The organism is Campylobacter concisus, assembly GCF_902460415.1.
Classification (GTDB): Bacteria; Campylobacterota; Campylobacteria; order Campylobacterales; family Campylobacteraceae; genus Campylobacter_A; species Campylobacter_A concisus_Y.
Map to the genome: position 1 here is coordinate 135,292 of NZ_CABPTY010000001.1, position 13,504 is coordinate 148,795.

15 protein-coding genes are annotated in these 13,504 nt (G+C 37.2%); 11 read left to right on the forward strand and 4 right to left on the reverse strand.

The window, feature by feature from the left end; translation table 11 throughout:
* Window positions 1-5 precede the first annotated feature (5 nt).
* A complete protein-coding gene (locus FZ940_RS00705; protein ID WP_148821136.1) occupies window positions 6-1,205 on the forward strand; it encodes an ABC transporter permease in 1,200 nt (399 codons plus the stop codon).
* A gap of 103 nt (window positions 1,206-1,308) precedes the next feature.
* Here FZ940_RS00705 and FZ940_RS00710 read toward each other — a convergent pair whose 3' ends face one another.
* From FZ940_RS00710 to FZ940_RS00720, 3 genes are read right to left on the reverse strand one after another with little or no spacing between them, the layout of a single operon-like run.
* Window positions 1,309-2,934: a cation:proton antiporter gene (locus tag FZ940_RS00710; RefSeq protein WP_021090872.1), complete on the reverse strand. Its 1,626-nt coding sequence runs from the start codon at window positions 2,932-2,934 to the stop codon at window positions 1,309-1,311.
* A 3-nt stretch (window positions 2,935-2,937) separates the two neighbouring features.
* On the reverse strand, window positions 2,938-3,312 hold the full coding sequence (locus FZ940_RS00715) for a heat shock protein transcriptional repressor HspR (RefSeq protein WP_148821137.1): 375 nt from the start codon (window positions 3,310-3,312) through the stop codon (window positions 2,938-2,940).
* A 3-nt stretch (window positions 3,313-3,315) separates the two neighbouring features.
* Window positions 3,316-4,212: a DnaJ C-terminal domain-containing protein gene (locus FZ940_RS00720; RefSeq protein WP_107811368.1), complete on the reverse strand. Its 897-nt coding sequence runs from the start codon at window positions 4,210-4,212 to the stop codon at window positions 3,316-3,318.
* Window positions 4,213-4,367: 155 nt separating this feature from the next.
* On the opposite strand from FZ940_RS00720, the gene FZ940_RS00725 reads away from it, so the two are divergent.
* The 6 genes from FZ940_RS00725 (at window position 4,368) to FZ940_RS00750 (ending at window position 10,404) form a co-directional block, all read left to right on the forward strand.
* Window positions 4,368-5,771 (forward strand): Do family serine endopeptidase, encoded by a 1,404-nt coding sequence (locus FZ940_RS00725; protein ID WP_148821138.1) that lies wholly within the window; start codon window positions 4,368-4,370, stop codon window positions 5,769-5,771.
* A gap of 97 nt (window positions 5,772-5,868) precedes the next feature.
* Window positions 5,869-6,546: a response regulator transcription factor gene (locus FZ940_RS00730; protein WP_021090796.1), complete on the forward strand. Its 678-nt coding sequence runs from the start codon at window positions 5,869-5,871 to the stop codon at window positions 6,544-6,546.
* A complete protein-coding gene (locus tag FZ940_RS00735; RefSeq protein WP_087576914.1) occupies window positions 6,546-7,787 on the forward strand; it encodes an ArsS family sensor histidine kinase in 1,242 nt (413 codons plus the stop codon). Before FZ940_RS00730 ends, FZ940_RS00735 begins: the two co-directional genes overlap by 1 nt.
* 31 nt (window positions 7,788-7,818) lie before the next feature.
* Window positions 7,819-8,256 (forward strand): pyridoxal-5'-phosphate-dependent protein, encoded by a 438-nt coding sequence (locus FZ940_RS00740; protein ID WP_103623977.1) that lies wholly within the window; start codon window positions 7,819-7,821, stop codon window positions 8,254-8,256.
* A 20-nt stretch (window positions 8,257-8,276) separates the two neighbouring features.
* On the forward strand, window positions 8,277-9,719 hold the full coding sequence (locus FZ940_RS00745; protein WP_148821139.1) for a potassium/proton antiporter: 1,443 nt from the start codon (window positions 8,277-8,279) through the stop codon (window positions 9,717-9,719).
* Window positions 9,720-10,224: 505 nt separating this feature from the next.
* Window positions 10,225-10,404: a transformation system protein gene (locus tag FZ940_RS00750; RefSeq protein ID WP_148821140.1), complete on the forward strand. Its 180-nt coding sequence runs from the start codon at window positions 10,225-10,227 to the stop codon at window positions 10,402-10,404.
* A 38-nt stretch (window positions 10,405-10,442) separates the two neighbouring features.
* On the opposite strand, the gene FZ940_RS00755 is transcribed toward FZ940_RS00750, so the two are convergent.
* Window positions 10,443-11,714: an O-acetylhomoserine aminocarboxypropyltransferase/cysteine synthase family protein gene (locus FZ940_RS00755; RefSeq protein ID WP_148821141.1), complete on the reverse strand. Its 1,272-nt coding sequence runs from the start codon at window positions 11,712-11,714 to the stop codon at window positions 10,443-10,445.
* Window positions 11,715-11,821: 107 nt separating this feature from the next.
* On the opposite strand from FZ940_RS00755, the gene FZ940_RS00760 reads away from it, so the two are divergent.
* From FZ940_RS00760 to FZ940_RS00775, 4 genes are read left to right on the forward strand one after another with little or no spacing between them, the layout of a single operon-like run.
* Complete coding sequence (locus tag FZ940_RS00760; protein WP_103560271.1) at window positions 11,822-12,154, forward strand: hypothetical protein; 333 nt, start codon at window positions 11,822-11,824, stop codon at window positions 12,152-12,154.
* Window positions 12,151-12,774, forward strand: a complete 624-nt coding sequence (locus FZ940_RS00765) for an HAD family hydrolase (protein ID WP_148821142.1) — start codon at window positions 12,151-12,153, stop codon at window positions 12,772-12,774. Before FZ940_RS00760 ends, FZ940_RS00765 begins: the two co-directional genes overlap by 4 nt.
* A 48-nt stretch (window positions 12,775-12,822) precedes the next feature.
* Window positions 12,823-13,077: a DUF2018 family protein gene (locus FZ940_RS00770; RefSeq protein ID WP_087579959.1), complete on the forward strand. Its 255-nt coding sequence runs from the start codon at window positions 12,823-12,825 to the stop codon at window positions 13,075-13,077.
* A complete protein-coding gene (locus tag FZ940_RS00775) occupies window positions 13,070-13,501 on the forward strand; it encodes a hypothetical protein (protein WP_148821143.1) in 432 nt (143 codons plus the stop codon). The genes FZ940_RS00770 and FZ940_RS00775 overlap by 8 nt, the downstream gene beginning before the upstream one ends.
* Window positions 13,502-13,504: the final 3 nt, after the last annotated feature.

Below are 13,504 nucleotides of genomic sequence, written 5' to 3' on the forward strand. Positions count from 1 at the left end.
ATTTGATGACAAGCTTACCAAAGTATCTACTTTTTAAATATTTAAGATTTGATAAAACTCAGCCATTTATCACTCTAAGTGCCTTGCTTGCCTTTCTTGGTGTTAGCATTGGACTTATGGTCTTAATCGTTGCGATGGCGATTATGAATGGTTTTGACAAAGAATTTGAGCGTAAACTTTTTACGATGAACTATCCAATAACCGTTCAGAGTGCCTTTAAAGGCTCTATTGATGATGACTTTGTTGATGAGCTAAAGGCTAGATTTAGCGACCTAGAATTTAGTCCATTTATAAGCACACAGGTCATTTACCGCTCGGCAAATGCGCTTGAGGGCGGACTGGTTTATGGCGTAAATTTTAAAGATGAAAAACAGATAAACTCAGTCGTAAATGAAGCTTTAAAAGATAAAGAGCTAGATGGTTTCGAGATACTTGTGGGAAGTGGTATAACGAGTGAGTTTAGACTAAGAAACGATGAGAAATTAACGCTTATCTTTACAAAGGCCGATCCAGCTGGCTTTTCTCTAACGCCAAAGATGAAGCGCTTTGATATAGGCGGCTCATTTACATCTGGGCTAATCGCCTACGATAAGGCGTTTTCATATACTTCGGTTGATGCTTTGAGGAAAATTTTAGACTATCCAAAAGGCGTTTATGATGGAATTCATATCTTTTCAAGTAAGCCATTTGATGATATAAAAAGAGTGCGTGAGGGACTTCCGGCTGGCACGGTAGCTATTGGCTGGTGGGAGCAAAATGGCAACTTTTTCTCAGCGCTAGCACTTGAAAAACGAGCACTTTTTATCGTTTTGATGCTAATTATCCTTGTGGCGTCGTTAAATATCATAAGCTCGCTACTAATGACAGTGATGAATCGCAGGCAAGAGATTGCCTTGCTTCTTGCACTTGGAGCTAGTAAAAGTGAGATAAAAAGAAGCTTTTTCTATCAAGGGCTAGTAATCGGCGGTGGCGGCATTATATTTGGCTTGATACTTGGCTTTTTGGGGCTATTTTTGCTTGGAAATTTCAACATTATAGACTTGCCGGCCGATGTTTATGGCTCAAGCAAACTACCGCTTGAACTCTCAACGATCGATCTTGTGCTTATCGTAGTTGGAGCTGTGTTTATCGTGGCTATCTCGTCTTACTATCCAGCTAAAAAAGCCACGGAAGTAAATGTGCTTCAAACTTTAAGAAATGAGTAGAGCCTAGATATCTAGGCTTTCTCATTGCTTGTAAAAGTTATTTTTAAAAGATTATTTTAAAACCGAACATAAACTCGTAAAATTCTAGAATAAATTTATACTTTTATGCTCTTATATCATGATCGATTTTGCATTGAAGAGCCTCGTGTACGAGTGTTTTTGCCATGACGCGCTCTTCGTTTATTAGGTGAAAATTTTTACCTAACTCACCAAAGATATCTTTATTACCCTCACCATTTATTTTTATTATAGTTTGGGTATTTACGCCATAGTCTTTTATCTTTTGCGCGATGAGCTCCACTCTTTGCTCATTGTTAACGGTTATAATAACAGCGGCTGCATCGCTTAGGCAGGCATTTTCAAGTGTATGGCTTTGAAGAACGTTACCTAGAAATACATTTTCCCCGCGGCTCCTACCAAGCTCAACTAGACTAATATCATTATCAAGCACAAGGTATAAAAGCTTTGTCTCTTTTAGTCTTAAAACGACCTCTTGTCCAAGTCTCTCATAGCCAAAGACTACGATGTGATTTTTGATTTTTTGCGGCTTTAGGGTTTCATTTGGTTCAACAACGATCTCACGTTCTATGAGGTCTGCTATTGCGTCTAGTTTTTTAAGTATAAAAGGTGTAGCAAACATCGACACAACTGAGGCTGCGATAAAAATTTGAGCAGTTTGTATATCAAGTAAATTTCTAGTAGTCATTAGTCCAAAAACAGCTAGTGCAAATTCGCCTATTTGACAAACACTAAGTGCAGTTTTTGCAGCAACTCTTCGCTTTAAGTAGATGTTTAAGATAGCAAAAACAACAACCGCTTTTATCACCATGACACTAAATACTAGGCCAAGGACAAGCCAGATGTTTGAGATAACGACAGCAAAATTTATCTGCATACCAACGGTTATAAAAAATAGTCCAAGAAGTAAATCTCTAAAAGGTATGAGATCAACTTCGATTTGGTGTTTATACTGTGTCTCAGCCATCATCATACCGGCCAAAAATGCACCCAAAGAGTATGAGAAGCCAAAGAAGTGAGCCAAAGTGCTAGAGCCAACGACCATAAATAAAATCGTAGCTATAAAAACCTCTTGCGAATTTGTTTGAATAACTTTATAAAATATCCAGTTGATGACATATTTACCAAGTAAAAATAGTACAACAATAAGAATAATCGCACTTGTAAATGTCTTTAGCAAAAGCTCATTTATCGAGGCATCTTGTGAGCTAAACATATCTATCATAAGCAAAATAGGAATGACAGCAATATCTTGAAATAGTAAAATTCCAAGTGCTTTTCTGCCGTAAATTTTACTCACATCGCCACTATCGTTTAGTGTCTTTAGTACGATCGCAGTTGATGAGAGTGCAAGCGCAAGACCTGCAATAAGTGCCGTTTCGTCTTTTAAGTGAAGGGCATAATAAAGCATCACACCCATTATAAAGCCGCTTAAACAAACCTGTAAGCCACCGTTTAAAAAAACCTCTTTTTTCATGCCCATTAAGTGCTTAAAGCTAAACTCAAGCCCAATGGTAAACATCAAAAACGCGATACCAAATTCTGCGATATGAGAAATTTCATCATTGCTTTTTAGGTTGAAAAATTCTGATATAAGCGTACCTGTTACGATGTAGCCGATGATGGTTGGGATCTGAAATTTTTTAAAAATGACATTTAATGCGACTGAGATCGCTGCAACAAGCAAGAAACCTTCTAAAATTTGTTCCATAAATTATCTTTTACCTTCGTAAAATACAAGATCAAAGCTATTTTTTCTCTTTACGAGTGATCTTTTGGAGCTAGTTTGAGTTGTAGCTTCGTGCAATTTTTTATTTAGCTCATCAATCGTTGATTCTAAATCGTCAATCTTCTCTCTTAGCTGAAGTATCACATCAACACCGGCTAAATTTACGCCTAGTTCGCGTGTTAAATTTAATATCGTTTTTACGCGATCGACATCTTTTTGAGAGTAAAGTCTCATCTTGCCGTCTGTTCTTGATGGCTCGATAAGTCCCTCTCTTTCATACTGTCTTAAAGTTTGTGGATGTATGCTTAAAACCTTTGCAACAACGCTTATTAAAAAAAGTGGTTCTTCATAATTTTGCATTTTTTACTCCGGTAATTTTTCTTTTAACTCTTTTACTAAGCCTTCATCAAGCTCACTAATATTTGGAAGTTTTACCCTGGCTTTTAAGTAAAGATCGCCATAAATTCCGCTCTTTCTATTTTGCACACCATATCCTTTTAAGCGGATCTTTGTGCCTGTTTTTGAGTTCTCAGCGATTTTAATCGTGACATCTTTTTTGTAAGTATGTACATCGACTTTTCCGCCAAAAAGCATAGTTTTTAGTGGAATTTCTATATCTTTATAAAGATCGTCTCCGACTCTTTCATACTCGTCGCTTGGCTCAACGCTAATAGCAAGTATAAGATCGCCTTTTTGACCACCAGCACTCTTGCCTTTGCCTTTTACACGAAGTTTCTCGCCACCTTCTATGCCGCTTGGAATTTTTATCTTAATGCTTTCGCCATTAAAATTTACCTTATGTTCGCCACCAGTTACAGCCACGTCAAATGGTATAGAAATTTTTGCATTTATGTCTAGATCAGCTCCGCCAAATCCAAATCCACCACTACTAAATCCGTCAAATCCACCAAAATTACTACCAAATCCGCTGCTAAATTTAGCTCCACCACCGCCAAAGCCACCTGAGAAGATATTCTTTAAAATTTCATTTAGATCACCCATATCGGCTGAACTACTAGCAAAGTCGTGGAAATTTTGACCGCCAAACATAGTATCGCCGTACTGGTCGTATTGAGCTCGTTTTTTATCGTCGCTTAAAATTTCATAAGCGGCATTTATCTCTTTAAATTTATCTTCTGCTCCAGGGTCTTTGTTGATATCTGGGTGATATTTTCTAGCAAGTTTTCTATAAGCTTTTTTTATCTCGTCGCTTGAGGCACCCTTTGAAACCCCTAAAGTCTCATATAAGCTTTCACTCATATATTCTCCTTATATTTTTTTGATACGGATTATATCACAAAGCTTTAGTCTATGCAAGTCAAGTTTATTTTTGTTTAATAACAAGAAAAAGTGTTAAGATTTTATTTTTTCACTATATTTATAATTTGCAAAAATTTTTAGTTTAAAGGAAAAAAATGAAAAAGATTGTGCTAATTTCATTAGTAGCAGCTTCTTTTTTAGTGGGGGCTGATATTAAATTTAATGAAGCTAACTCTAATATCACGAGAGTCTCGCCACTTAGCGATAAAAATAGCGTACTTTCTTATTATGACTCGATCGCTCAGGCAAAGCTTTCAGTTGTAAATATCTCAACTACAAAAACGGTAAATAACGCTGGCATTGAGCAGATGTTTAATGACCCTTTCTTTAATGAATTTTTTGGATTTAACTTCGCAAAACCAAAAGAAAAAGAAAAAACTACTTCTCTTGGTTCTGGAGTTATTATCTCAAATGATGGATATATCGTTACAAATAACCACGTTATAGAAGATAGCGACCAAATAGTCGTAACCCTTGCAAATGGTGGTAAAGAGTATAAAGCAAAGCTAATAGGAAGTGATCCAAAAACCGATCTAGCTGTCGTAAAGATAGAGGCAAACGGACTAAATGCGATCACTTTTGCAGACTCATCAAAGCTGCTTGATGCAGATGTCGTATTTGCAATAGGTAATCCATTTGGCGTTGGTGAAAGTATCACTCAAGGTATCATTTCAGGGCTAAATAAAGACAATATCGGCCTTAATCAATATGAAAATTTCATCCAAACAGACGCCTCTATAAACCCAGGAAATTCAGGCGGTGCTTTGGTTGATAGCAGGGGATATTTAGTCGGAATAAACTCAGCCATACTTTCAAAAAGTGGTGGCAATAACGGCATTGGCTTTGCGATCCCATCAAATATGGTCAAAGATATCGCTAAAAAGCTGATAACTGACGGCAAGATCGAGCGTGGCTTTATCGGCGTTACGATTGCAAATTTAACAGATGAGCAAAAAGAGCTTTATACAAATAAAGAAGGTGCTTTAATAAGTGGCGTAGAGCAAGGCATGCCAGCAGATGAAGCTGGACTAAAAAGAGGCGATTTGGTTATATTGGCTAATGATAAAGCTATCAAAAATGCAAATGATCTTAAAAATTTCATCGGCTCACTAACTCCAAATAGTAGTGTTGATATAACTTACGAGCGATCAAATAAAGTGATGAATGCAAAAATCAAGCTTGCAAACGCTGATCACAATTCAAAAGATATAGCAAAAAGTATTATCATCGAAGGACTTAGTGTTAGCAATCTAAGCGATGAGATAAGATATAAATACAAAATTAGCCCAGATACTCAAGGCGTGCTAGTAACTGATGTAAAATCAGGCTCAAAAGCTGAAGACTTTGGCTTTGAAAGAGGTGATGTGATCGTTCAAGTTGGCGAAGAGAGTATAAAAGATCTTCAAACATTTGCAAATACAATCAAAAATACAAAAGGTAAAAAGACGCTAGTGTGGATAAATCGCAGTGGTATCATACAAGGCCTTGTTATAAAATAATCATCTAAGAGCTGAAATTTCAGCTCTTAACCCTTTTAAATTTTTAAAATCTTAATCTGCTATAATCCTTAAAAATAAATTTACAACAGGAAAGATCATGACTAGAATTTTAATGATAGAAGATGATATGGAGCTTGCTGAAATTTTAACTGAATATCTAGAAAACTACGATATTGAAGTAGTAACTGCTGAAGAGCCATATATCGGACTTTCTACGCTAAATACAAGTAAGTTTGACTTAGTGATACTAGATCTTACATTGCCTGGTATGGATGGATTAGAAGTTTGTAAAGAGATCAGGAAAAATCACAATATTCCTATTATCATATCAAGTGCAAGACATGATATAACGGATAAGGTAAATGCCCTTGATAACGGAGCGGATGATTATTTGCCAAAGCCATATGACCCACAAGAGCTTTTGGCTCGTATCAAAAGTCATCTAAGAAGGCAGAGTATCACCCCAGCAAGTGAGGCGAGAAATTTAAATAAAGACCTGGTTCTAAAAGAATTTGAACATGAAATTTTATTTAAAGGAAACGTGCTAAATTTAACTGCCGCAGAATACGACATCTTAAAATATCTACTTTTAAAAGAGGGCGGAGCGGTTACTAGAGAGGAGCTCATCTACAACTGCGAGAGCATAAACGAAGATAGTTCAAACAAAAGTATAGATGTTATCATTGGTAGGATTCGCCAAAAACTAAATGAAAATCCAAAAGAGCCAAAATACATCCACGCTATCCGTGGTATTGGCTATAAATTGGTTCTTTGATGCCAAGATCTTCTATATTTATCACGATAACGTTTATCTTTGGACTCGCGCTCGTTTCGATATTTCTAGCTTTTTTGTGGCTTATGGGCTTTGATAAGCAAAACTATACAAGAGAGCTAAACAACAAATACTCAAACGTCGCTAGGACAAATTTGTTTTATATGGGTGGCATCATAAATAAAACTCAGTACGACCGCCAGCTTTCAAATATCGATATGCCAGAGATCAAAGACGAGAAGAAAAAAGATGAAATTTTAAAGCAAGCGACCGTTTTAGAAGAAATTTCAAGCGATCTAGGCTCAAGTGCGATCTTGCTTTATGACAAGCACCACTACTTAAGGATTGAGCATTTAGACGAGCTAAAGCTTTTAATGGATAAAGAATTTCAGCCTTACAGATACGAGGTGATAAAGGCTGTTTTTCTGGTGGTTGCGGTCATTTTGCTAGGTGCTTATATTTTTGTTATCTATAAGATAAAACCGCTTAGAAAGCTAAAGCGTCAGATCGTGAAATTTGCAAATGGTGAGCTTGATGGCGTGCAAAATGTTGGCAACGGCAAGGATGAAATTTCTGAAGTTTCTGAAGCATTTTATGAGGCGGTTTGTCAGATCAAGGCACTTAATGACTCGAGGCATCTTTTCTTAAGAAATATAATGCACGAGCTAAAAACTCCTATCACAAAAGGCCTAATAGCTGCCCAAATGATAGAAAAAAGCAAAAATCAAGAGAGGTTAATCTCTGTCTTTCACAAGCTTGAAAACTTAATAAACGAACTTGCTGCGATAGAGCAGATTACTTCAAAAATAGGACTTAGCAATAAAACGCCATGTTTTATGAGGGATCTCATCGATGAAGCTATTGATATAGCCATGGTTGAAAAAGAGTGTGTTGGTGTTAGTGAGCTTGATGAGGTTAGGGTACTTGTTGATTTTAAGTTATTTTCGGTTGCTATAAAAAATATGATAGATAATGGCATAAAATATTCAACTGATAAGCACGTAAATATCGTTGTTAGCAAGGATCATATGAAATTTATAACTCAAGGTGAGAAGCTAAAAAATGATCTTGACTTTTATATCCAACCATTTATTAAAGGAGAGGATACGCAAAAGAGTTTTGGCCTAGGTTTATATATAGTTAGCAATATACTTGATGCTCATGGACTCAAATTTAGATACGAATATAAAAACGGAATGAATGTCTTTGTTTTTGAAAATTTACAAGATATAATAGTGACTTAAATAAAACATAATAAACAAAAAAGGGCTAAAAATGGCAGCAAAAATTTTCTCACCAGTTGATATCTCATCAATAATAGATCTTGAAATAGCTTTTATAAATCGTTATAAAAATGTAAAAGATTATGCAAAAAATTTATCTTTGATATATTTTTCTTTGCCAAGCACTAAAGAGTATAGTGAGCTTTTTGAAAAATTTTTAAGACAAACTGATGTTGTTGTAAGAGAGAATGAGCATTATGTGGTCGTACTTCATGGAACAAATGAAAGAGGAGCTAGCGAACTATTATCAGGTATTCAAGAGTTTTTAAACGCTGAGCCAATTGATTTGATAGTAAGCTATCCAAAAGACGGAAGAAACGCTAAAGAGCTTACTACTAAGCTTCAAGATGAGATAAAAGATAATTACGGTGTATTGCTTGAAATGCTTTCAAATCAAGAAAAATTTGAAGCTTTTGAAAGCATGATTTAATATAATTTTGTGGAGCTTGTTTGGAGAATTTACTACTATTTTTTGCAGTTTTGCTTATAACTAGTATTCTTCTTAGTAAGATCTCTGATAAATTTGGAATTCCATCTTTAATAATATTTTTAGGTGTTGGCATGCTGGCTGGCTCAGACGGGCTGCTTGGTGTAAATTTTGACGACCAAGTAATCGCTCAAAATGTCGGCATGCTGGCACTCATATTTATACTTTATGCTGGTGGGCTAGATACTGATTTTGCAGCGATTAAACCGATTTTTGGTAGAGGTTTGGCTCTTGCAACACTAGGTGTTTTTTTAACTGCACTAGCCATCGCTCCAGTTGCAAAATATCTGCTTGATTTTACTTGGGCGGAGGCCTTTTTGCTAGGCTCCATCATCTCTTCAACAGATGCAGCAGCGGTATTTGCCATACTAAGAGCTAAGAAAATTTCACTTAAAAATAGCATTGCACCATTGCTTGAACTTGAATCTGGCTCAAACGATCCAATGGCGATATTTTTAACTATGACGATCGTTCAAATGATCTCACTAAATACCACGCCGACAGCATCTGAGTGGGCGATTACGCTAGTTAAGCAGTTTGGCATAGGCATCGCCATGGGTTATTTGTTTGGCGTTGCTTTGCCGGCCATGTTTAATAGACTTCGCCTAAAAAGCTGGGGCCTTTATCCAGTTTTTTCTATCGCTTGGATATTGCTTTTATACACACTTTGCTTTAAAATTGGTGGCAATGGCTACCTGGCTGTCTATATAGCTGGAATTTTTATAAACAAAAAAGAGTTTTCTCATAAGAAAAATTTAGTCGGTTTTCACGATGGTATCGCTTGGACGATGCAGATAGTTGTCTTTTTGACGCTTGGCCTTTTAGTAAATCCTTCCGAGCTTCCAGCAACAGCACTAATGGCGCTTGTTTTGGCCTTATGGCTTATGTTTTTTGCAAGACCACTTGGTGTTTTTGCATCGCTTGTATTTTCAAAATTTAAGATAAATGAGCAAATTTTTATCTCTTGGGTTGGGCTAAGAGGCGTTGTGCCGGTCGTGCTAGCTACTTATGTTTATGTCGATGGCGTACGTGATGCGGATATGATTTTTAACATTATATTTTTTATGGTTTTGATTTCTATTTTGATACAGGGTATGTCACTTGGCTTTGCGGCTGATAAATTTAAGGTCAAAGAGAGTGAGCAAGAGGATGTTAAGCCGGTAGAAAACTCGCCGATCTTAAGCTACACGCTTCGCCAGCATACCATCCACTATGGCTCAAAACTAATTGGCAAAGATTTGGCTCAGCTTGAGCTTCCAACTGAGTTTTTAATAATCCTAATAAAGCGTAAAAACGAATATCAAAAGCCGACTGGCTCAACAATCTTTGAAGAAAATGACTTGCTACTGATACAATGCGAAAATCAAGTGCTTTATCAAGATACGATTAAGTATTTAACGTATTAAATTTAAGTTTTGTCATCGTTTGATGCTGAATTTTGATTTTATAAATTTATAACGCACGATAAATTTTAAAAAATAAAACTGCATGCAGTGCGAAGCACTAAAGTATGCCACTTCTAACGTCGTAGGGGTTAGGGGATTGTTAAAGGGGAAGGGAACTCTTTTGTTTCGCTAGGCTCGCAACTGCAAGCAGACCGTAATTCAAGCCCCTCCCTTGTCTCCCTTTTGATAAATTTACACCTCAAAGCAAATTTTAAAACTTTCATTCACTCGCAAGAATTGACTACTGATTTTAGGCCTCGCAAAGCTTGCCATTAAAATCAGAGCCGAAATTACTCGTTCATGAAATTTTAAAATTTGCTAGAGCTTCATATATGCAAAATTACCTACTAAAATTTAGCTTCGCTTACCGCCTTGCTCAAATTTTAAGGCCAAAACAAATACGTTCAGTCTCATTTTATTTTGCTTTTTATAAAATCACCAAAACACTAGCAAAATGGGAGGCAAAATGCTTGATAGTATCATTCTTGCGGTCTTGGTATATTTCGCAACACTCTTATTTATGCTTTTTATACTCGCCTTTTTTGCATTTTGGTATATAAGCGTGCCGCTACTTGTCATCTACATCGTTATAAAATTTATAAGGCAAGCAAAAGAGTGCGAGAGGATATGTGGCAAGCTTGAGTAAAATTTAAATTTCTAGCCCAAAATGAGCTAGAAATTTCTTTATTCTAAAGCTTGAGCTAGATCAGCTATCAGATCCTCGGCGTTTTCAAGGCCTATGCTAACTCTTATTAGCTCTTTTGTAATGCCAGCTTTTATAAGCTCTTCACTGCTTAGCTGTTGGTGCGTAGTTGATGCTGGGTGTGTGATGAGCGACTTTGTATCGCCGATATTTACCACGATCTTAAAGAGTTTTACGCGCTCTAGCATTTTTTTTGCGCGCTCAAAGCTATCAGTCTCAAAGCAAAATAACCCATTTGCCATGCCATCTTTAAAGTATTTTTGCGCCTTTGCGTGATCTACGTTGTCAGCAAGCCCGGGATATGCCACGCTTTTTATATGCTTGTGAGAGTTTAGAAATTTAGCCACTTTTAGCGCGTTTTGTGAGTGTCTCTCAACCCTAACAGCAAGCGTTTCTAGCCCTTGTATGAGTTGCCAAGAGTTAAACGGAGAGATTACAGCGCCGATGTCACGCACGATAGCAAGCCTCATTCTTAGCGTGTAGATGTCAAAACGATCCGTCATATCAGCATAGACGATGTCGTGATAGCTCGCATCTGGCACGTTAAAATGCTCATATCTCTTGTTGCCTTTTAGCTTCTCGTTTAGGTGATTTGCACTTACGACCACACCTGCTAGGCTAAGGCCCTGACCGCTCATATATTTGCTCGCACTATGCACGCAAACATCGACACCGTGGCGAAGTGGCTGAAAGATGATAGGCGTTGGTACGGTGTTATCAGTGATGCTGATGATGCCATATTTGTTTGCGATTTCTACGATTTTTTCGATATTTGGGATAGAAATTTGCGGATTTGAAAGCGTTTCAAAAAATATAGCCCTCGTTTTATCATCTATCAAACTCTCCAGATCATCAGCAGTGTCGCTGTCAAAGACTCTGGCCTCTATGCCAAATCTCTTTAGTGTGTGCGTAAAAAGTACTGTCGTGCCGCCATAAATTTTTTTGGCAATGATGATGTTATCGCCTGCTTGGGCTAAATTTATGATGCTGTAAAACAAAGCTGATTGACCGCTCGCAGTCGCTATCGCAGCGGCTCCACCCTCAAGTGCGGCGACTCTTTTTTCAAAGATATCTGTCGTTGGATTGCCAAGTCTTGTGTAGATGTGGCCGCCATCTTTTAGATCAAACCTAGCTGCGGCTGTCTCGGCACTTCCAAAGTCGTAAGCCGTGCTTTGAAAAATAGGCACAGCCATCGTGCCAAAGCCCTCATGTGTATCGTAGCCTACGTGGATCGCAGCGGTTTCTTGCCTCATTTTTGCTCCTTGTTTAAGTAATTTTGGCGTAAATTATACATTAGCAAAGCCAAAATTTAGGGGATAAAATCAAATTTTGATATAATTTGCCAAAAAAAAGGAAAAATTTGAACCAAGTTACGGACAAATTTAAACGTGTAAAATATCTTCGTGCACTAGAAAAATTTGCAAAATCAGCGATAAACGGGCTAAAAAGAGATGATTTTGACGAGGCTGAATTTCGCCAAAGAGTGGAGAAAAACGCGAAAGTCATCGAAAAAGTCGAGGCTGTCTATCTTGATCAGCCATACTCAAAGGCACTAGAAAATTTTATAAATTTGCTTATCAAAAATGCCCCAAAAGATGAGCTTTTAAAGGCGGCAAATCTACTTGATAAGCTCAAAAATCAAAAGACATATAAAAAAGAAAAACATAAAAATAAATTTAAGGATGAGGATTGAAAGTAGTTATTTTCGATATGGATGGCACGGTGATCGATAGCGGCGAGGCGATATATAAAACGGTAAATGAAGTAAGAGATGAGCTAAGCTTAGCGCCACTTGATAGGGAATTTATCATAAAAGCGATCAACGAGCCAGGTAGAAATTTAGCCCTTGAGTTTTACGGTATCGACACACCAAGCAGGAGCTTAAAAGAGGGCTTTGAAGAGAAATTTAAGAAATTTTACGATGAGTGTGCGACTACCTATGAGGGTGTAAAAGAGCTTTTGCAAAAGTGCAAAGATGCTCACTATAAAGTCGTTTTGGCAAGCAACGCACCACACGATACGCTAGAGAAAATTTTAAAGAAAAATGAAATTTATGAGCTATTTGACGAGGTCATCGGCGCTAGCAAGGAGATACCGCAAAAGCCAGATCCTGCGATGCTTCACCTAGCTGTTAGTAAAACTAAAGCTAGTAAGGCGATCTTTGTTGGAGATAGCCTAAAAGACGAGCTAGCAGCCAAAAATGCAAATATGTCTTTCTTGCAAGTTAGCTGGGGATTTGGCGAGGAGAGCAAAACTGCCACGTATAATGCCAAAAACGTTAGCGAGGCTTGGGAGATAATATTAAATTTTTAACTTAGTTTTAATTGGCTATAATCTTAAGAAATTTTCAAAGAAACAGCGATGATAGATATATTTGAGGGCAGTGCGAGGGATAAATTTTATGACATTTTGTTTAACGCAAATGCCGTTTTGGTTAAAAACGAGATAGATAAAATTTTTGAAAAATTTGTGGCTATGAGCGAGCTTTGTGAAAAGCATGGCGTTAGTGAGGATGAGATTAGAAATTTTATAGCCTCAGAGCAAGATAAAATTTATAACGGAGTAAATGACCTATATATCGAGCTTAGCGGAGAAATTTTAAGCCAAAATGAGTAAGATTTTTGCACTCATTGCTTTGCTTGCTGCTCTTGTTTTTGCAAAAGAGCCAAATTTTGACCCAAGTTCGGTGCATACGTTTGAGCTTAAAAAAGATGAGTGGGCGAGGGTTTTTATAACTGAAAAGCGAACCCAAAGGGTTGAAACGTTTGACTTTCGTTGGACGCTATTTGATAGTACAAATATCACCGTGCAAAGCTTTTTTAGGCGCTATCCAAGGCAGATGGTCTTTTCGCTAAGACAAGGACAAAACACCTACATGCAGCGAGTTTTGCCTGATTTTACGATGCCGCCAAATGAGAGCGTGAGTCTTTTCATATCATTTATTGATTTTAAGGATAAAAAGGCGCATTTTAGGGTGGCTCTGCTAGATGAGAGCAAGCGTGTGGATGTGGGTTTTAGAGATCCAGATGAGGCTAAATAGAAG